The 18,349-nt window shown below is 54.8% G+C and carries 15 protein-coding genes and 1 tRNA gene; 12 read left to right on the plus strand and 4 right to left on the minus strand.

Features of this window, described 5'->3' with window-relative positions; genetic code table 11:
- Positions 1 to 7: 7 nt before the first annotated feature.
- Entirely contained in the window at positions 8 to 1,228 is a 1,221-nt protein-coding gene (gene arcA, locus LOC22_RS13405) for an arginine deiminase (protein ID WP_017383903.1), read from the minus strand.
- A gap of 675 nt (positions 1,229 to 1,903) precedes the next feature.
- Between arcA and LOC22_RS13410 the strand changes: the two genes are divergently transcribed.
- The 5 genes from LOC22_RS13410 (at position 1,904) to LOC22_RS13430 (ending at position 8,714) form a co-directional block, all read left to right on the plus strand.
- A complete protein-coding gene (locus tag LOC22_RS13410; protein WP_015572526.1) occupies positions 1,904 to 2,356 on the plus strand; it encodes a YhcH/YjgK/YiaL family protein in 453 nt (150 codons plus the stop codon).
- A 236-nt stretch (positions 2,357 to 2,592) separates the two neighbouring features.
- Complete coding sequence (yagE, locus tag LOC22_RS13415) at positions 2,593 to 3,501, plus strand: 2-keto-3-deoxygluconate aldolase (protein ID WP_023302991.1); 909 nt, start codon at positions 2,593 to 2,595, stop codon at positions 3,499 to 3,501.
- 14 nt (positions 3,502 to 3,515) lie between these two features.
- Positions 3,516 to 5,483: a xylonate dehydratase YagF gene (gene yagF / locus LOC22_RS13420; RefSeq protein WP_045344401.1), complete on the plus strand. Its 1,968-nt coding sequence runs from the start codon at positions 3,516 to 3,518 to the stop codon at positions 5,481 to 5,483.
- Between the two features lie 226 nt (positions 5,484 to 5,709).
- Positions 5,710 to 7,092, plus strand: a complete 1,383-nt coding sequence (locus LOC22_RS13425) for an MFS transporter (protein WP_063157504.1) — start codon at positions 5,710 to 5,712, stop codon at positions 7,090 to 7,092.
- Positions 7,093 to 7,103: 11 nt separating this feature from the next.
- Complete coding sequence (locus tag LOC22_RS13430) at positions 7,104 to 8,714, plus strand: glycoside hydrolase family 43 protein (protein ID WP_230238958.1); 1,611 nt, start codon at positions 7,104 to 7,106, stop codon at positions 8,712 to 8,714.
- A gap of 4 nt (positions 8,715 to 8,718) precedes the next feature.
- On the opposite strand, the gene xynR is transcribed toward LOC22_RS13430, so the two are convergent.
- The 3 genes from xynR to argL all read right to left on the minus strand — a co-directional run bounded on the left by xynR (position 8,719) and on the right by argL (position 10,760).
- Complete coding sequence (gene xynR, locus LOC22_RS13435; RefSeq protein ID WP_032652348.1) at positions 8,719 to 9,477, minus strand: DNA-binding transcriptional repressor XynR; 759 nt, start codon at positions 9,475 to 9,477, stop codon at positions 8,719 to 8,721.
- 213 nt (positions 9,478 to 9,690) lie between these two features.
- Entirely contained in the window at positions 9,691 to 10,695 is a 1,005-nt protein-coding gene (gene argF, locus LOC22_RS13440) for an ornithine carbamoyltransferase (RefSeq protein ID WP_230238959.1), read from the minus strand.
- Complete coding sequence (gene argL, locus LOC22_RS13445; protein ID WP_213083700.1) at positions 10,665 to 10,760, minus strand: putative translational regulatory protein ArgL; 96 nt, start codon at positions 10,758 to 10,760, stop codon at positions 10,665 to 10,667. Before argL ends, argF begins: the two co-directional genes overlap by 31 nt.
- Positions 10,761 to 10,859: 99 nt before the next feature.
- Here argL and rraB point away from each other — a divergent pair, with 99 nt between their 5' ends.
- The 7 genes from rraB to brxC all read left to right on the plus strand — a co-directional run bounded on the left by rraB (position 10,860) and on the right by brxC (position 18,318).
- Positions 10,860 to 11,285, plus strand: coding sequence for a ribonuclease E inhibitor RraB (gene rraB / locus LOC22_RS13450; protein ID WP_015572533.1), 426 nt, complete (start codon positions 10,860 to 10,862; stop codon positions 11,283 to 11,285).
- Between the two features lie 46 nt (positions 11,286 to 11,331).
- The gene (miaE, locus tag LOC22_RS13455; RefSeq protein ID WP_230238960.1) at positions 11,332 to 12,090 is read left to right on the plus strand and encodes a tRNA isopentenyl-2-thiomethyl-A-37 hydroxylase MiaE; all 759 of its coding nucleotides are present in this window, start codon (positions 11,332 to 11,334) and stop codon (positions 12,088 to 12,090) included.
- A gap of 30 nt (positions 12,091 to 12,120) precedes the next feature.
- Entirely contained in the window at positions 12,121 to 12,843 is a 723-nt protein-coding gene (locus LOC22_RS13460; RefSeq protein ID WP_230238961.1) for a topoisomerase II, read from the plus strand.
- Between the two features lie 106 nt (positions 12,844 to 12,949).
- Positions 12,950 to 13,034: transfer RNA gene (locus LOC22_RS13465), tRNA-Leu, on the plus strand.
- Positions 13,035 to 13,521: 487 nt separating this feature from the next.
- Complete coding sequence (locus LOC22_RS13470; RefSeq protein ID WP_230238962.1) at positions 13,522 to 14,283, plus strand: hypothetical protein; 762 nt, start codon at positions 13,522 to 13,524, stop codon at positions 14,281 to 14,283.
- A 4-nt stretch (positions 14,284 to 14,287) separates the two neighbouring features.
- On the plus strand, positions 14,288 to 14,830 hold the full coding sequence (locus tag LOC22_RS13475; protein WP_126349336.1) for a BREX protein BrxB domain-containing protein: 543 nt from the start codon (positions 14,288 to 14,290) through the stop codon (positions 14,828 to 14,830).
- A 14-nt stretch (positions 14,831 to 14,844) separates the two neighbouring features.
- The gene (gene brxC / locus LOC22_RS13480) at positions 14,845 to 18,318 is read left to right on the plus strand and encodes a BREX system P-loop protein BrxC (protein WP_230238963.1); all 3,474 of its coding nucleotides are present in this window, start codon (positions 14,845 to 14,847) and stop codon (positions 18,316 to 18,318) included.
- Positions 18,319 to 18,349: the final 31 nt, after the last annotated feature.

Here is an 18,349-nt window from a genome sequence, read left to right on the forward strand (position 1 = left end):
GGCTCCTTTAAATTCCGTCGCGTTCCAGTGGGCAGCTCATGCAGCGCGCGCCGCCGCGACCACGTCCCAGCTCGTCGCCCGGGATCGGCAGCACGGTGATGCCTGCTTTGTCGTACTTCTCGTTGGTCCAGACGTTGCGCTCGTAGCCGATCACCACGCCCGGGCGGAGGGTCAGGACGTTGTTAGCGTCGTTCCACTGCTCGCGTTCGGCTTCAAAGGCGTCGCCGCCGGTGGTGATCAGGCGGACGTGGTTAATGCCGAGGGCTTTCTCGATGGCGTGCAGCAGGTCGGTTTCCTGGGTGCGCAGCAGGCCGCCGCGTCCGTCCGGGGTGAGCGTCCAGCACTGGGCGTCCTTGCGCACCACTTCCGGGTAAACGGAGAAGGTGTCCACATCGATGTGGGTCATCACGGTGTCGAGGTGCATGCAGGAGCGGTGTTTCGGCAGCTCAACGGCAATCACGCGCTCGGCCTGGCGATGTTTAAACAGGCTGTTGGCGAGGAACTCCACGCCCTGCGGCGTCGTGCGCTCGGACATGCCGATCAATACCGCCCCGCGGCCAATCACTAATACGTCGCCGCCTTCTAATGTGGCGTGGTCGTAATTAATATTCTCGTCGCCGAAATACTTAATAAACTCGCCGTCGGCAAATGCGGGGTGCCAGCGATATATTGCCCGCAGGTTATTGGTTTCACGCTGGCGGGCGGGTTTCGCCATCGGATTAATGGAGACGCCGTTATATATCCAGCATGAGGTATCGCGGGTAAATAAGTGGTTCGGCAGCGGCTTCATAATAAAATCATTCGCCGTGTGGGTATCGACCACCATATTTTTAATGGCCGCCGGAATTTCACCGTAGGTTAATCCGCCGCTTAATCTGCGCGCCAGTTCGCGGTGCGGCATATCCGCCAGCCAGCCGCGCACGTCGGCGGCAAAGGTTGGCCCCAGGCGATAGTCGGAGATTTGTGTTTCAAGAAGCCAGGCTTTTGCTTCAGCAATATCAAGCGTTTGCGTAAGAAGGTCGGTCAACAGCAGGACTTCCACACCCTGCTCGCGCAGCGTGTTTGCGAAGATGTCATGCTCTTCACCCGCCCGTTCAACCGAGAGCACGTCATCAAATAGCAGCTCCTGACAGTTTGAGGGGGTTAACCGTTTCAGACTTAAATTAGGACGGTGCAGCATAACGCTACGCAATTGACCAATTTCAGAACCGACGTAATGCTTTTCCATAATTATTCCTTTAACTTTTTTTCAGAATAAAAAGGGCATGCGCCATGTGATGTGTTTAATTTCATGGCGGCTAAGCTCAATTGATTTCGTGATTTATAGTAGGCGCTTAAATAATGGTTATTGTGACATTGCTCACGCGAAAACCGATATTGAGCAGTTTATTTTCAATTGCATGATTCGTATCAGATAATGATTAATTTCATATTATTAAGGGATGAATAGCTAAGCAGGAACGGGTGGCAATATTTGAAGTTGTTATTATTTTGTAGAATCACACGCTTTGAAATATTTAGTTATGTTGTTGATTTTAATGGATAAAATGTTGTCACGGGAATAGCTATGCAATAATGACAGTTAACTATTTTTCACTTAAGAGAAATCAATAAATAATTATGGATTTTTAAAGGAAATAACCAAAGTGGTAAAGTGTGATACACCAACAGGTTTTGTGAGTTATGTTTTAAATTCAGTGAGTTAGATCCTATGTGCAAAGTGCATGAAATGAGGTTATGCATAACCACTGCATAAATGCCTGTGTGCAATTAACAGTGGATTAACACATTTCCCGATAAACATGCGCTGACGCAAATCTTGTCAAAAAAGGGCTGGTATGGAAGAGGCAACTCTCGTATAAAACATAAAAATGAAACAATGTTTTAATCTGAGGGTTGTATCATGATTATTGGCAATATTCATCATCTCCAGTCCTGGCTGCCAGAAGAGCTGCGCCAGGCCATTGAGCACGTTAAGGCCCACGTTACCGACGCAACGCCGACCGGTAAGCACGACATCAATGGCAACAGCCTGTTTTATCTGGTTTCGGAGGACATGACCCAGCCGTTCGCCGAGCGTCGCGCTGAATACCATGCACGCTATCTGGATATTCAGATTGTGCTAAAAGGTCAGGAAGGGATGACCTTCAGTACCCTGCCGCACGGTACGCCGGACACCGACTGGCTGGCGGACAAAGACATCGCGTTCCTGCCGGAAGGCGAGCAGGAGAAAACCGTGGTGCTGAGCGAAGGGGATTTTGTAGTGTTCTGGCCGGGCGAAGTGCATAAGCCGCTGTGCGCGGCGGGAGCGCCGGCGCAGGTGCGTAAGGTTGTGGTGAAGATGCTGGTAGAGTAACCCCTCACCCCGGCCCTCTCCCAAGGGGAGAGGGTGTAAAAGTTCCCTCTCCCCTTGGGAGAGGGTTAGGGTGAGGGAACCAGACCGCACCCACGCATAATGTGATCCAGCTTAAACTTCCCGCACTCCCTCCTCATCTCCCATTTACCTGCGCTTTTTCTGCGTCATAGTATGATCGTTAAATTAATGAACGCTGTTCTATAATGTAGAACAAAATGATTCAGCAAGGAGATCTCATGCCGCAGTCCGCGTTGTTCACGGGTATCATTCCCCCTGTCTCCACCATTTTTACCGCCGATGGCCAGCTCGATAAACCGGGTACCGCCGCGCTGATCGACGATCTGATTGCTGCGGGCGTCGACGGCCTGTTCTTCCTGGGCAGCGGCGGCGAGTTCTCCCAGCTCAGCGCCGAAGAGCGTAAAACCATTGCCCGGTTTGCGATCGATCATGTCGATCGTCGCGTGCCGGTTCTGATCGGCACCGGCGGCACCAATGCCCGGGAAACCATTGAGCTGAGCCAGCACGCGCAGCAGGCGGGCGCGGACGGCATCGTGGTGATCAACCCTTACTACTGGAAAGTATCGGAAGCGAACCTGATCCGCTATTTCGAACAGGTGGCCGACAGCGTCACATTGCCGGTGATGCTCTATAACTTCCCGGCGCTAACCGGGCAGGATCTGACCCCGGCGCTGGTGAAAACCCTCGCCGACTCGCGCAGTAACATTGTCGGCATTAAAGACACCATCGATTCCGTCGCCCACCTGCGCAGCATGATCCACACCGTTAAAGGCGCCCATCCTCATTTCACGGTGCTGTGCGGCTACGACGATCATCTGTTTAATACCCTGCTGCTCGGCGGCGACGGGGCGATCTCGGCCAGCGGCAACTTTGCCCCACAGGTGTCGGTAAATCTTCTGAAAGCCTGGCGGGATAACGACGTGGCGAAAGCGGCTGAGTATCATCAGACCCTGCTGCAAATCCCGCAGATGTATCAGCTGGATACGCCGTTTGTGAACGTCATTAAAGAGGCGATCGTGCTCTGCGGTCGTCCTATTTCTACGCACGTCCTGCCGCCAGCCTCGCCGCTGGACGAGCCGCGCAAGGCGCAGCTGAAAACCCTGTTACAACAGCTCAAGCTCTGCTGAGCCGGACGATAACGATGACCATTGAGAAAATTTTCACCCCACAGGACGATGCGTTTTATGCGGTGATCACCCACGCGGCGGGGCCGCAGGGCACGCTGCCGCTGACCCCGCAGATGCTGATGGAATCCCCCAGCGGCAACCTGTTCGGTATGACGCAGAACGCCGGGATGGGCTGGGATGCCAACAAGCTCACCGGCAAAGAGGTGCTGATCATCGGCACCCAGGGCGGCATCCGCGCCGGAGACGGGCGTCCGGTTGCGCTGGGCTACCACACCGGACACTGGGAGATCGGCATGCAGATGCAGGCGGCGGCGAAGGAGATCACCCGCAACGGCGGGATCCCGTTCGCCGCCTTCGTCAGCGATCCGTGCGACGGCCGTTCTCAGGGCACGCACGGCATGTTCGACTCCCTGCCGTACCGCAACGACGCGGCGATCGTGTTTCGCCGCCTGATCCGCTCCCTGCCGACGCGCCGGGCGGTGATCGGCGTGGCAACCTGCGATAAAGGGCTGCCCGCCACCATGATTGCGCTGGCTTCCATGCACGATCTGCCGACCATTCTGGTGCCGGGCGGGGCGACGCTGCCGCCCACCGTGGGGGAAGATGCGGGCAAAGTGCAGACCATCGGCGCGCGCTTCGCCAACCATGAGCTCTCCTTGCAGGAGGCCGCCGAGCTGGGCTGTCGCGCCTGCGCGTCGCCGGGCGGCGGGTGTCAGTTCCTCGGTACGGCGGGCACCTCGCAGGTAGTGGCGGAGGCGCTGGGTCTGGCGCTGCCGCACTCTGCACTGGCGCCGTCCGGGCAGGCGGTGTGGCTGGAGATCGCCCGCCAGTCGGCACGCGCGGTCAGTGAACTGGATAACCGTGGCATCACCACGCGCGATATCCTCACCGACAAAGCCATCGAAAACGCGATGGTGATCCACGCGGCGTTCGGCGGCTCCACTAATTTACTGCTGCACATTCCAGCCATCGCCCACGCGGCGGGCTGCACGATCCCGGACGTTGAACACTGGACACGCGTCAACCGCAGGGTGCCGCGCCTGGTGAGCGTGCTGCCCAACGGCCCGGACTATCACCCGACCGTGCGCGCCTTCCTCGCGGGCGGCGTGCCGGAGGTGATGCTCCACCTGCGCGATCTCGGCCTGTTGCATCTGGACGCCATGACCGTCACTGGCCAGACAGTGGGCGAGAACCTCGACTGGTGGCAGAGCTCGGAGCGCCGTAAGCGCTTCCGCCAGTGCCTGCGCGAGCAGGACGGCGTGGAGCCGGATGACGTGATCCTGCCGCCGGAGAAGGCAAAAGCGAAAGGGCTGACCTCGACGGTCTGCTTCCCGACGGGCAACATCGCGCCGGAAGGATCGGTGATCAAGGCCACGGCGATCGACCCGTCGGTGGTGGATGACGATGGCGTTTACCGCCACACTGGCCGGGTACGGGTGTTTGTCTCGGAAGCGCAGGCCATCAAGGCCATAAAGCGGGAAGAGATTGCGCAGGGCGATATCATGGTGGTGATCGGCGGCGGGCCGTCCGGCACCGGTATGGAAGAGACCTACCAGCTTACCTCCGCGCTGAAGCATATCTCGTGGGGCAAGACGGTGTCGTTAATCACCGATGCGCGCTTCTCGGGCGTGTCGACGGGGGCCTGCTTCGGCCACGTATCGCCGGAGGCGCTGGCGGGAGGGCCGATTGGTAAGCTGCGCGATAACGACATCATTGAGATTGCCGTGGACCGCCTGACTCTGACCGGTAGCGTGAACTTCATCGGTACCGCGGACAACCCGCTGACGCCGGAAGAGGGCGCGCGCGAGCTGGCGCGGCGGCAGACGCACCCGGACCTGCACGCTCACGACTTTTTGCCGGACGATACCCGGCTGTGGGCGGCATTACAGTCCGTGAGTGGCGGCACCTGGAAAGGCTGTATTTATGACACCGATAAAATCATTGAGGTAATTAACGCCGGTAAAAAAGCACTCGGCCTTTAATTATTTTTTGAGAGAAAGTCGTCTGCGGAAAATATTCCGCGGGCGGTTTTTGCTTGTCTTTAATTTACTAATTTAAACAATGACTTATGATATATCGTTGGCGTCACAAAAGCGAAATAACGTAATTCAGAAATAAGATATGATCATTGCTGGTTAATTGAGCATCTCATTACACTCCATTAACACGATGTTGTAATTCAGCACACTACATAAGGGTGTAATTCTGATGACGCAATTAACCATGAAAGACAAAATTGGCTACGGGCTGGGTGATACCGCCTGCGGCTTCGTCTGGCAGGCCACGATGTTCCTGCTGGCCTATTTCTACACCGACGTGTTCGGTCTCTCCGCGGGCATAATGGGGACGCTGTTTTTAGTTTCCCGCGTGCTCGACGCCGTGACCGATCCGCTGATGGGGCTGCTGGTAGACCGCACCCGCACCCGCTACGGCCAGTTCCGCCCGTTCCTGCTGTGGGGCGCCATCCCGTTTGGCATCGTCTGCATGCTGACCTTCTACACGCCGGACTTCTCCGCGCAGGGCAAAATCATTTACGCCTGCGTGACCTACATTCTGCTGACTCTGGTCTACACCTTCGTTAACGTCCCGTACTGTGCCATGCCGGGGGTGATCACCGCGGACCCGAAAGAGCGTCATGCCCTTCAGTCCTGGCGTTTCTTCCTCGCCGCCGCTGGGTCGCTCGCCATCAGCGGCATCGCGCTGCCGCTGGTCAGCATCATCGGCAAAGGGAACGAGCAGGTGGGCTATTTCGGCGCCATGTGCGTGCTGGGTCTGAGCGGCGTAGTCCTGCTTTATGTCTGCTTCTTCACCACCAAAGAGCGCTACACCTTTGAGGTGCAGCCGGGTTCGTCGGTGGCGAAAGATCTTAAGCTGCTGCTGGGCAACGGCCAGTGGCGGATCATGTGCGCCTTCAAGATGATGGCGACCTGCTCCAACGTGGTGCGCGGCGGGGCGACGCTCTACTTCGTGAAATACGTGATGGATCACCCGGAGATGGCGACCCAGTTTTTACTTTACGGCAGCCTCGCCACCATGTTCGGCTCGCTCTGCTCCTCCCGTCTGCTGGGCCGATTCGACCGCGTCACCGCCTTTAAGTGGATCATCGTCGCTTACTCGCTCATCAGCCTGCTGATTTTCTTCACGCCAGCAGAGCATATTGCCCTGATTTTCGCCCTCAACATCCTGTTCCTGTTCGTCTTTAACACCACCACGCCGCTACAGTGGCTGATGGCCTCTGACGTGGTGGATTACGAGGAGAGCCGCAGCGGTCGCCGCCTCGACGGGCTGGTGTTCTCCACCTACCTGTTCAGCCTGAAGATTGGCCTGGCGATTGGCGGGGCGGTGGTGGGCTGGATCCTGGCCTGGGTGAACTACTCCGCCAGCAGCAGCGTGCAGCCGGTCGAGGTACTGACCACCATCAAAATTCTGTTCTGCGTGGTGCCGGTGGTGCTCTACGCGGGCATGTTCATCATGCTGTCGTTCTATAAGCTCACCGACGCCCGCGTGGAGGCCATCAGCCAGCAGCTGATCAAGCACCGCGCGGCGCAGGGTGAGGCCATTCCCGACGCCGCGACAGCCGCATCCCATTAACCGGAGGCAACATGGAAATCACTAACCCGATACTCACCGGCTTCAACCCGGACCCGTCCCTGTGCCGCCAGGGCGAGGACTACTACATCGCCACCTCGACCTTCGAGTGGTTCCCGGGCGTGCGCATCTATCACTCCCGCGACCTGAAAAACTGGTCGCTGGTCAGCACGCCGCTGGACCGCGTGTCGATGCTGGACATGAAGGGCAACCCGGACTCCGGCGGTATCTGGGCGCCGTGCCTGAGCTACGCCGACGGCAAATTCTGGCTGCTCTACACCGACGTGAAGATTGTCGATTCGCCGTGGAAAAATGGCCGCAACTTCCTCGTCACCGCGCCGTCCATCGAAGGGCCGTGGAGCGAGCCGATCCCGATGGGCAACGGCGGGTTCGATCCGTCCCTGTTCCACGACGACGATGGCCGCAAATACTACCTCTACCGCCCGTGGGGGCCGCGCCATCACAGCAACCCGCACAACACCATCGTGATGCAGGAGTTTGACCCGCAGACCGGCACCCTCTCGCCCGAGCGCAAAACGCTGTTTACCGGCACGCCGCTCTGCTACACCGAAGGGGCGCATCTTTATCGCCACGCGGGATGGTACTACCTGATGGTTGCCGAAGGCGGCACCAGCTACGAGCACGCCGTCGTGGTGCTGCGTGCAAAAACCATCGACGGGCCGTACGAGCTTCACCCGGATGTGACGATGATGACCAGCTGGCACCTGCCGGAGAACCCGCTGCAAAAGAGCGGCCACGGCTCGCTGCTGCAAACCCACACCGGGGAGTGGTATATGGCCTACCTTACCAGCCGCCCGCTGCGCCTGCCCGGCGTGCCGCTGCTGGCCTCAGGCGGACGCGGTTACTGTCCGCTGGGGCGCGAGACCGGCATCGCCCGCATTGAATGGCGCGATGGCTGGCCGTACGTGGAGGGCGGTAAGCACGCGCAGCTGACCGTGAAAGGCCCGCAGGTGGCGGAGCAGCCCGCCGCCGTTCAGGGTAGCTGGCGGGATGATTTCGACGGCAGCACGCTTGACCCTGAATTGCAGACTCTGCGCATTCCGTTCGACGACACCCTCGGCTCACTCACCGCGCGCCCCGGCTATTTACGGCTCTACGGCAACGACTCGCTCAACTCGACCTTTACCCAGTCGACGGTGGCGCGCCGCTGGCAGCACTTCACCTTCCGGGCCGAGACGCGGATGCAGTTCTCGCCGGTTCACTTCCAGCAGAGCGCGGGGCTGACCTGCTACTACAACAGCAAAAACTGGAGCTACTGCTTTGTGGACTACGAGGAGGGGCAGGGCAGAACGATTAAGGTTATTCAGCTCGACCACAACGTGCCGTCGTGGCCGCTGCACGAGCAGCCCATTCCCGTGCCGGAGAGTGCGAAGAGCGTCTGGCTAAGGGTGGATGTGGATGCGCTGGTCTACCGCTACAGCTACTCGTTCGACGGCGAGACGTGGCATGCCGTGCCGGTGACGTATGAGGCGTGGAAGCTGTCGGATGACTATATCGGCGGGCGCGGCTTCTTCACCGGCGCGTTTGTGGGGCTGCACTGCGAGGACATCAGCGGCGACGGCTGCCACGCGGACTTCGACTACTTCACCTACGAGCCGGCCTAACGGCTCAGGCCGGGTAGCCCAGCGCGCGTGAGAGCTGGAGCCCAGCCTGCTGAAGCTGCTCGCGGAAGTTAGCCAGCTCAGCGTCGTCCACGCGCGAGGTCAGCGTCGACAGGCTCAGGGCGGCGATGACGCGGGACTCGTGGTTCCACACCGGCACCGCCACGCAGCGCACGCCCTGCTCGTTCTCTTCGCTATCCAGGGCGTAACCCTGCTCGCGGGTCTGCGCCAGGGCACTCATTAAGGCTTCGCGAGAGGCAAGGGTAGAAGGGGTATAGGTGGTGTACTGATAGCCCTCCAGCAGGGCGTTCAGCTCGGCCTCGCCCAGCCAGGCAATCAACACTTTGCCGATGGCGGTGGCGTGAACCGGCAGGCGGCGGCCGATGCGCGAATAGGCGATGGCAGCGAGCTTGCCTTCAATCTTCTCGATATAGACCCCTTCACGCCCGTCCAGGATCCCCAGATGGGTCGTCTGCCCGGTCCGCCGGGACAGCTCCGTCAGCCAGCCTTTCGCCTTCTGCCGAATATCCATCGAGCCCACGACAAAATGCCCGCGCTCGACCAGCTTCATGCCGAGGCGATACTTACCGTTCTCCGGGTTCTGATCGATATAGCCGTGAAGCTGGAGGGTTTTCAGCAGCGAGTGGAGGGTACTCTTGCTCAGCCCCATCAGTTTGCTGATGTCGGTGATCTTAAGCTCGGTGGCCTGCTCGTTGAACAGGTCGAGGATCTGCAACGCACGTTCAACAGACTGAATAATCGGCATAATGCTGGTATGTCCACGCTGGAATTAAGGCGAAAACGTACCTTTTTCGGGGTGAAAAATCAATTGAGTAGAGCGGGTTGTGGGAGAAAGGGCATCAGCCGCATCGTCGCCTGATTTGCCCGGCGGCGCTGCGCTTGCACGGGCCTACGGGCTGGGTTTTCTCCCTCTCCCTGTGGGAGAGGGCCGGGGTGAGGGCACCAACGCGCAGAGGACTCAACCCCCAAGCGTCGCCACCATCACCGCCTTAATCGTATGCATCCGATTTTCCGCCTGGTCGAACACGATGCTCGCCGGCGACTCAAACACCTCGTCCGTCACTTCCATCCCGCCGTGCAGATCGAACTCTTTCGCCATCTGCTTGCCGAGCGTGGTCTGGTCGTCATGGAACGCCGGCAGACAGTGCAGGAACTTCACGTTCGGGTTGCCGGTCAGCGCCATCATCTGCGCGTTCACCTGATACCCGCGCAGCAGCGCGATACGCTCCGCCCACTTCTCTTTGGCTTCGCCCATCGACACCCACACGTCGGTATAGATAAAGTCCGCGCCCTTCACGCCCGCCGCCACGTCTTCCGTCAGGGTGATTTTCCCGCCGTGCTTTTCCGCCAGCGCGCTGCACTCTGCCACCAGGCTCTCTTCCGGCCAACAGGCCTTCGGGGCCACCAGGCGTAGATCCAGCCCGGTCAGCGCCGCCGCTTCCAGCATCGAGTTGCCCATGTTGTTGCGCGCGTCGCCCGCGTAGACCAGCGTCATCTCGTTAAACGCCTTGCCCGGCAGGTGCTCCTGCATGGTCAGCAGATCCGCCAGCAGCTGCGTCGGGTGGAACTCGTTGGTCAGCCCGTTCCACACCGGCACGCCAGCATACTGCGCCAGCGTCTCGACGACTTCCTGGCCGTGGCCGCGGTACTGAATGCCGTCGTACATCCGCCCGAGCACGCGTGCGGTGTCCTTAATTGACTCTTTATGCCCAATCTGGCTGCCGCTCGGCCCTAAATAGGTAACGCGCGCGCCCTGGTCAAATGCGGCAACTTCGAAAGAGCAACGTGTACGGGTCGAGTCTTTTTCGAAGATGAGCGCGATGTTTTTGTCAGTAAGCTTTTGTACTTCCTTGCCCTTTTTTTTATCGGCTTTGAGCTGTGCGGCAAGGGTCAGCAGAGAAGTGAACTGTGCAGGGGTAAAGTCGAGCAATTTCAGAAAGTGTTTCTTGTACAGATCAGACATTTTATCCTCGCATGGCGAACGCCACTTATTGAATTAAAATTCACTTTATATGTGTAATTATTCATTTGCAACCCCGTTTCACAAATCTTTCCAACAAAGGTGGAGGCAAACCCGTCCGTGTGTGAAAATAGAAGTATCTGCCGCACTTTAAAGAGGATTGAGCCATGGCAAACCCGGAACACCTGGAAGAGCAACGCGAAGAGACGCGTCTGATTATTGAAGAGCTGCTGGAAGACGGTAGCGATCCGGACGCGCTGTACACCATCGAACACCATTTCTCTGCGGACGACTTTGAAGCGCTGGAAAAAATGGCCGTGGAAGCCTTCAAGCTGGGTTACGAAGTGACCGAGCCGGAAGAGCTGGAAGTGGAAGAGGGCGACACCGTCATCTGCTGCGACATCCTGAGCGAAGGCGCGCTGAAGGCGGAGCTGATCGACGCGCAGGTGGAACAGCTGATGAACCTGGCCGAGAAGTTTGAAGTGGAATACGACGGCTGGGGAACCTACTTCGAAGATCCGAACGGTGAAGACGGCGAAGAAGGCGACGACGAAGACTACGTCGACGAAGACGACGACGGCGTGCGTCACTAAGCGTTTCAGGCGGTGGCGTGCGCCACCGCTTTTTCAAGGCAGAACCATGGATTACCCGCAGATACTCGCCCCCGTACTCAACTTCCTCCAGTGCCCGACCCCGCAAGCATGGATTGATAAAGCCCGCGACCCGGCGAACCTGCCGCTGCTGCTCACCGACCACATGGTGTGCGAGCTCAAGGCCGCCCAGACCGCGCTGCTGCTGGTGCGTAAATACGTCGCCGACGAAAGCGGTGCCGACGCGCTGCTCGACTGGCTCAAACCCTATGAACAGTTCACCTTCCGCGACGGCCCGGAGCCGGACTTCATTGCCCTGCACAGGCAGATTGGCAAAAGCGTGATGCCCAAAACCGACGACCCGTGGGGCCAGGCGCTCATCGACAGCATGGTGCTGCTGATTAAAGAGGAGCTGCACCACTTCTGGCAGGTGCGCGAGGCGATGCTAGCCCGCGACATTCCGTACGTCAAAATCACCGCCAGCCGCTACGCCAAAGGGATGCTGAAGGAAGTGCGCACCCACGAACCGCTGACGCTGATCGACAAGCTCATCTGCGGCGCCTACATCGAAGCCCGTTCCTGCGAACGCTTCGCCGCGCTGGCCCCGTTCCTCGACGATGACTTACAGAAGTTCTATCTCTCGCTGCTGCGCTCGGAAGCGCGCCATTATCAGGACTACCTGACGCTGGCCCGGCGGGTGAGCGACGACGATATCTCACCGCGCATAAAGCTTTTTGGCGAAATTGAAGCCACACTTATCTCGACACCGGACCACGAGTTTCGCTTCCACAGCGGCGTGCCGGTGTAAACCGGCACAACTCAAGGATAAGGATGCGAGATGAAAAAAACGTGGATCAGTACGGTCGTTGTTATTGTCGCGGCCGCCGCCGTGGCGTTCTGGGTGTTCTTTGACAGGCAACGCCCTCCGGAAGCGCAGATTGATACCACCCTTAACGCGATGCCTGCCTGGCAGGTGATTAAGGAGCAGGAGCCCGCGCTGCATGAGCGCATCCTCGACCAGATGGCAGCCCTGCAAAAAGCGGGCGAGCCGGAGCAGCAGATTATCGACACCATCCAGCCGCAGATCCTGCATTTGCAGATGTCGCGCCTGCAAAACGCGCCGGACGCCAACGTGGTGAACTACATGACCATCAACATGGAGCAGACTGCCGCCATCCAGAAGGTGAGCGACGACGCCTGCTTCCGCTTCCTCTACCCGATGGTGAAGGGCGGCGTGAATCCGATGCGCATGCTGGATAAAGACCTGATGACGCGGCGAATGCAGGCCGACGCCGACATGATGCGCGCGGCCTACGGCAAAAACCGCCACACCGTGACCCCGGCCGAACGCGAGGCGGCAGTCGAAGATGTGCGGCCGATTATGAAACAACTAGCCGATAAGTACGGCGAGGACATCCAGCTGTTGCAGATGCCGGAGAAGGCGGTGGGCAAGGAGAAGCTCTCCTGCGATATGGTGCAGGACATGTGGGCGAAGGTGCTGGCGCTGCCGGAGCAGAAGGCGGCGGGGGTGATTCGGCTGGCGGTGTCTGAGCTGGAGTGACGAAGGGCGCTGGTTTTTTGGGCACTTAGCGCGGGTTTCGCGCGTCGTCGCTTGCAAGGCGGCGCGCGACAGGTATAATCCACAACGTTTCCGCATCCCCTTCAGTGCCGAAGTGGCGAAATCGGTAGACGCAGTTGATTCAAAATCAACCGTAGAAATACGTGCCGGTTCGAGTCCGGCCTTCGGCACCATCGGAACATCAATAGACGTCAACGGACGTCTTTTTTTGTGCCTGAAATCCAGTATCCGCAAGGCTTTCCTCGCTTTTTCAATCTTGCAAAGTCAATCTACACCTTAGTGATGCCGGTGCAACTACGGGTTAACATTTGCACCCTCATCGAACAATTGAAAGGATACTCAACATTGCTATGAGGAATGTCAATGTTCGTACAGCCAAGCCTGAAGCAAAAGCTTGTAAACTGACCGAAGGAAAAGGCATGTTTTTGCTGGTTCACACTAACGTTGTTACTGCGATTGTGGGCAGATTTTCAGGATAAAAAGCGTGAAAGTTGAGCTAGTCAATTTGACTTTGGTAATCTTTTTTTCAGTTAAACCAAGATAGTTGCAGAACATGGCTTTATATGTCTGCGAACAATATAATTGGGTGCTAGAGCAGAACGGAAGCTATGTTTTTAATAAAAAATGGCTTTTGGTACTCGGATACGAGGAGGTCTCCTGATGAACCATGAGCAGTTAGCTCAGTATGGATTCAAGTTTGGAAAAAATGGACCTCATGCAGCGCGTTGCATGATGATCGAAGAATTGAAGATATTGCTCCAGGCACGGCCTGAGAACACCTTACAAGAAGAATATAGGGTAAGCATTGTGGATGACAATATTCTCCATAAACCCAGTTCTAGTGCCAGGAAACTAACTTATCGGCACATGGTTGGTCTTTATGGGATGTCTCCGCACATACCTTTGTTCAAATTTTTTCGTCAACTTTGGGAGCTATCTGAAGAAGCTCAGCCTCTACTCGCACTGCAATTGGCTATTGCAAGAGATCCACTACTTCGAGAATCTGTTGGAGTCATTACGGCACTTAAGCCTGGGCAAATCTTACCCAGAAGCGTTATGGAAGAACACCTAGCAAAAGACGATCCAGATCGATTTAGTCAGGCATCACTTCAGTCATTTGCTCGAAACATTAGTGGCACCTGGACTCAATCAGGTTATCTTTCGGGTAAGGTTAAAAAACAACGTACTGACCCAAAAGTAACGTATGTGAACGTGGTTTTTGCTCTACTTCTTGGGCACTTCCAGGGGCTTTCAGGTAAACGTTTGTTTGATAGTTTTTGGATGAAACTATTACCAGTTGATGAAACAACTTTGTATGAGCTTGCATATAGAGCAACTTTGCGCGGCCTGATTAATTTCAAACAAGCCAGTGAGGTCGTTGAAGTGTCTTTTGCACCTCTGAATCTCCTAGTTAAGGAATAACGTAATGTCTGACAGATTGTCAAAATTACTGAAAAGTTTTTCCAGTCACATCAGTGTGCCATGGGGTAAAAATATCTCAGCTGAAGAGAAAGCTATCTTTGTCGTATATGACAAAGAGGATGAGCTTAAGCTTCGTGCTCGCATGACTGAATTTGAGCATGCATGCATCGAAAGCGAGCACCCATGGCTGTTGTTGGACTTGACCAATGAGTTCCCTTACTGGATGGCCCGACAGGACTACAAAGAGGCTTATTTCGAAGATCCAGAGTATCTGGAAGGAAGCTATGACTATTTTGCTGAAGAGCTTGTGTCGAAACTCCATGAGCAGATTAATGCGCACCAAACACCTGAATCTGTAGTGGCTCTTATGGGATGTGGGACCATGTTCGGCTTTGTATCAGTCTCCGCTTTAGTTAAATCTTTAACGACTCAAGTACAGGGACGCTTGGTGGTATTTTTCCCCGGAGAATATCATGAGAATAACTACAAACTGCTCGATGCCAAAGATGGCTGGGGATATCAAGCCACTGCGATCACCATAGCTTAACTAGGTAAAGAATAATGCTAAACCGCGAAATTTATAAACTTGACCCTCTGGAAAGCAAATTGGCCAACAACGGTGTGGCTGAGGTAAAAGATGATCTCTCCAAAGGGGCTCTTGAAACATTAGATTATGAGCTGCGGACGTTTGTCTGTAGCGGGGCTTATGCCAAAGGCATGGCTGATATTCTTAGCAACTACTTACGAAACGTTAAAAGTTCTGGTGAACAACCTGCAGTTTGGATTTCAGGCTTTTTCGGTTCTGGGAAATCGCATCTAGCTAAAATGCTCAGAACCCTTTGGGTGAATCAGAAAATGGAGAGCGGAGCAGATGCTCGCTCATTGGTTGAGTTACCCGATGATGTACGACAATATTTTGACGAACTTTCAACATTGGGAAGTCGACTGGGAGGACTTCATGCCGCGTCAGGAACTTTGGGGGCGGGAGCAGAAGACAAAGTTCGATTAGCCTTGTTGGCGATCATTTTCAAATCAGCTGGGTTGTCTGAGCAATATCATCTTGCCCAATTTGAACTTTGGTTAAGATCTGAAGGGGTGCTTGAGCAAGTAAAAGCTTACATCCAACAGCATGCCAAAGGTAAAGAAGGCGAAGACCTTTGGAAGAAAGAACTGCGCAATCTCCATGTTTCACCAGTCATGGCGAATGCGCTGTTACATGCTTTACCATCTCTTGGAAGTGATGCTAAAGAAGTACGAGATATGCTGCGTGCGCAATATAAAATTGTTGATGATGTATCAAATACGGAAATGGTTCAGTCGATTGTTGATGCATTGTCAAATGAAGGCGAAATGCCCTTAACTTTGGTTGTTCTTGACGAGGTTCAGCAGTATATCGCTGATGATCCAGATCGTGCTCATCTTGTGCAAGAGACCGTTGAAACATGCTGTAAAGCTGGCGCACTTAAGTCGAAATTGCTTTTCGTCGCCACAGGGCAAAGTGCCTTATCCGGGTTGCAAAACCTGCAACGCCTTATGGGGCGTTTCCAGATTTCTGTTCAGCTTGAGGATACTGATGTCGATGCGGTAATCCGGAAAGTTATTCTCCAGAAGAAAGAAACTGCCAGAGCTGAGATCGAATCCGTGGTACATCATAACCTCGGTGAGATTAATCGTCATATGAGTGGTTCTGTTATTGAAGCTCATAAAGACGATGAAAAATGGATGGTTGCAGACTATCCGTTACTGCCAGTGCGTCGTCGTTTCTGGGAGCGAGTCCTTCCTGCGCTGGATAAAACCGGAACCGGATCCCAACTTCGAAATCAGTTACGTGTAGTGCATGAGGCCACAAAATCTACGGCGCTTAAACCGTTGGGTTCAGTTGTCCCTGCCGATTTTATCTATGAACAAATTGCAATCAACCTGCTACAAACGGGTGTTATTGGCAAAGAGATCTACGAAAAGATAGCTCGCTTCAAGGCTGGGGACGAAGATGAAGTCCTCCAGGGTAGAGTGCTTTCGTTGATACTACTCATTAGTAAACTACCAACGGATATTAATCACGGTATTGCCTCAACGGAAGCTTTCCTCGCTGATTTGCTTCTGGAACATTTAAGTGATGGTAAGCATGAACTGAGAGCAAAATTGCCACATTTAATTCAACAACTGGTTGATGACGGCGACTTACTGCCAATGAATACTAGTGCAGGTGTTGAATACAGGTTGCAAACGCTTGAAAGCCAGCAGTGGCATGATACTTTCAAACAACAACAAAATGATCTACGCGGTAACCCACAGCGTTTAGAAACGTTCCGCAGCCTCGAAATAAAAAACCGTGTTAACACTGCCCTAGGGTTTGGTAGCGTTAATCAAGGGGTCAGTAACGAACCCCGTAAGATCACCGTGTGTTTCGAACAGGATCTTCCTGCCGATGCTAAAAAAAATCTCTATGCTCATGTACTTGAATGTAAAGAAAAAGCTTTCGAGGATGCAGTGCGTAGTGCGAACCCTGATGACGCCACTATTTTCATTCATGTTCCATCCATTCGCCGTAATGAGCTACTGAGCGCAATTGTCGATTTTAAAGCGGCGGAAACAACTCTGGAAGTGAGTGGGATACCCTCTACGGATGCGGGTAAAGACGCTCGCGCTGCAATGGAGCACCGGAAGTATGAAGCTGAGCGCACCAAGAAACTGATCCTCAAAGAAATTATTGATGGTATCCAGGTACAAATGGCTGGTGGGAGCGAAGTATCTGGCGACACGCTAGTTGAGCAGTTCCAGAACGCAGGTAAGAAAGCATGTGAACGGCTCTACACTGAGTTTAAGCCTGCAGATCAAAAAGGATGGGATAAGGTATTTGAGCGTGCAAGTAAATTCGCTGATGCCAATGCGCTGGAAGCTGTAGGTCATAATGATGAAGTGGAAAAGCATCCAGTCTGTGTCGCCATTAAACGCTACATCGGTGTTGCAAAAAATGGGGCTGAGATACGAGATAAATTTATGTCAGCTCCTTTCGGCTGGCCGAAAGATACCGTTGACGGCGGGCTCTTTGCCATGTTGGCAGCCGGTGTGCTGAAAGCAAGTGATTCTCAGGAAAAATCAGTTGATGCGAAAAGTTTGGAGCGCAGCAAGGTATCTCAAACTAACTTCCGTCCTGAGACCGTTAGTCTGTCGCCACGACAGCTGGCGGGCATCAAAAGTTTGATTCATGCGATTGGTTTGAACTGCACAAACGGTGAAGAACAATCCAAATTACGCGATGCGATAGATGCAGCCAAGCAACTGGCGCGCAAAGCAGGTGGAGATGCCCCACTACCGCTGCCGCCAAAAGCAGAGCTGCTTGTCGAAGTCGAAAGGCTTTCTGGTAATGAACAGTTAATGGCTGCGTATGAACGACATAGCAACATCATCGATGAAGTGGAGCGTTGGAAAGGGCTTGCTGAAAAAGTATCCGCCAGACAGGCGCGTTGGGGGGAACTGAAGGCTGCGCTTAAATTTTGCCAAAACTTAGTTGGCTATGATGAGCTAATGAAAGAGGTGCATGCGATTGAGCAAAATCGAAGCCTGCTGGTCGATCCTGATCCCGTACAGCCGCTGCTGAAGCAGGTAATAGAAAAAATTCGCGTTGCCATTTTGAAAAAGTACGAAGATTTCCAAACGGAATATAACGAGTGCTTAAAAGATGTGCAGGAAGATGCAATTTGGAACCAGCTTTCTAATGAGCAGCAGGAGCAATTGCTGAAAAAGCACCATCTGGATAACCTGGAAATGTCACCTTTGTCCGGTAATGACAGAGTACTCGAATGTATTGAAAACACTTCATTAGCGCAGTGGAGCGATAAAACCTCAGCCTTGGCAGGCCGTTTTAGCCGTATGCGTCAGGATGCGGTTGATCTGTTGGTGCCTAAGGCACAAATCGTCCATTTGCCAAGATCAGTCATTGAGACCGAGGCGGAGCTCGATATCTGGCTGGCAAAGGTTCGACAAGACGTTATGGCTGCTTTGGCAGAAAATCGCCCCGCATCTCTGAAATAACTATTCACCGCATTTGGGCCCTGACAATCAT

The sequence above is a fragment of the Enterobacter sp. AN-K1 genome (assembly GCF_020971765.1).
Classification (GTDB): Bacteria; Pseudomonadota; Gammaproteobacteria; order Enterobacterales; family Enterobacteriaceae; genus Enterobacter; species Enterobacter hormaechei_C.

Bases quoted from the DNA above. Each gene is read 5' to 3' on its own strand.
- arcA (WP_017383903.1), bottom strand. From the start codon at position 1,228: ATGGAAAAGCATTACGTCGGTTCTGAAATTGGTCAATTGCGTAGCGTT.
- LOC22_RS13410 (WP_015572526.1), top strand. From the start codon at position 1,904: ATGATTATTGGCAATATTCATCATCTCCAGTCCTGGCTGCCAGAAGAG.
- yagE (WP_023302991.1), top strand. From the start codon at position 2,593: ATGCCGCAGTCCGCGTTGTTCACGGGTATCATTCCCCCTGTCTCCACC.
- yagF (WP_045344401.1), top strand. From the start codon at position 3,516: ATGACCATTGAGAAAATTTTCACCCCACAGGACGATGCGTTTTATGCG.
- LOC22_RS13425 (WP_063157504.1), top strand. From the start codon at position 5,710: ATGACGCAATTAACCATGAAAGACAAAATTGGCTACGGGCTGGGTGAT.
- LOC22_RS13430 (WP_230238958.1), top strand. From the start codon at position 7,104: ATGGAAATCACTAACCCGATACTCACCGGCTTCAACCCGGACCCGTCC.
- xynR (WP_032652348.1), bottom strand. From the start codon at position 9,477: ATGCCGATTATTCAGTCTGTTGAACGTGCGTTGCAGATCCTCGACCTG.
- argF (WP_230238959.1), bottom strand. From the start codon at position 10,695: ATGTCTGATCTGTACAAGAAACACTTTCTGAAATTGCTCGACTTTACC.
- argL (WP_213083700.1), bottom strand. From the start codon at position 10,760: ATGAATAATTACACATATAAAGTGAATTTTAATTCAATAAGTGGCGTT.
- rraB (WP_015572533.1), top strand. From the start codon at position 10,860: ATGGCAAACCCGGAACACCTGGAAGAGCAACGCGAAGAGACGCGTCTG.
- miaE (WP_230238960.1), top strand. From the start codon at position 11,332: ATGGATTACCCGCAGATACTCGCCCCCGTACTCAACTTCCTCCAGTGC.
- LOC22_RS13460 (WP_230238961.1), top strand. From the start codon at position 12,121: ATGAAAAAAACGTGGATCAGTACGGTCGTTGTTATTGTCGCGGCCGCC.
- LOC22_RS13470 (WP_230238962.1), top strand. From the start codon at position 13,522: ATGAACCATGAGCAGTTAGCTCAGTATGGATTCAAGTTTGGAAAAAAT.
- LOC22_RS13475 (WP_126349336.1), top strand. From the start codon at position 14,288: ATGTCTGACAGATTGTCAAAATTACTGAAAAGTTTTTCCAGTCACATC.
- brxC (WP_230238963.1), top strand. From the start codon at position 14,845: ATGCTAAACCGCGAAATTTATAAACTTGACCCTCTGGAAAGCAAATTG.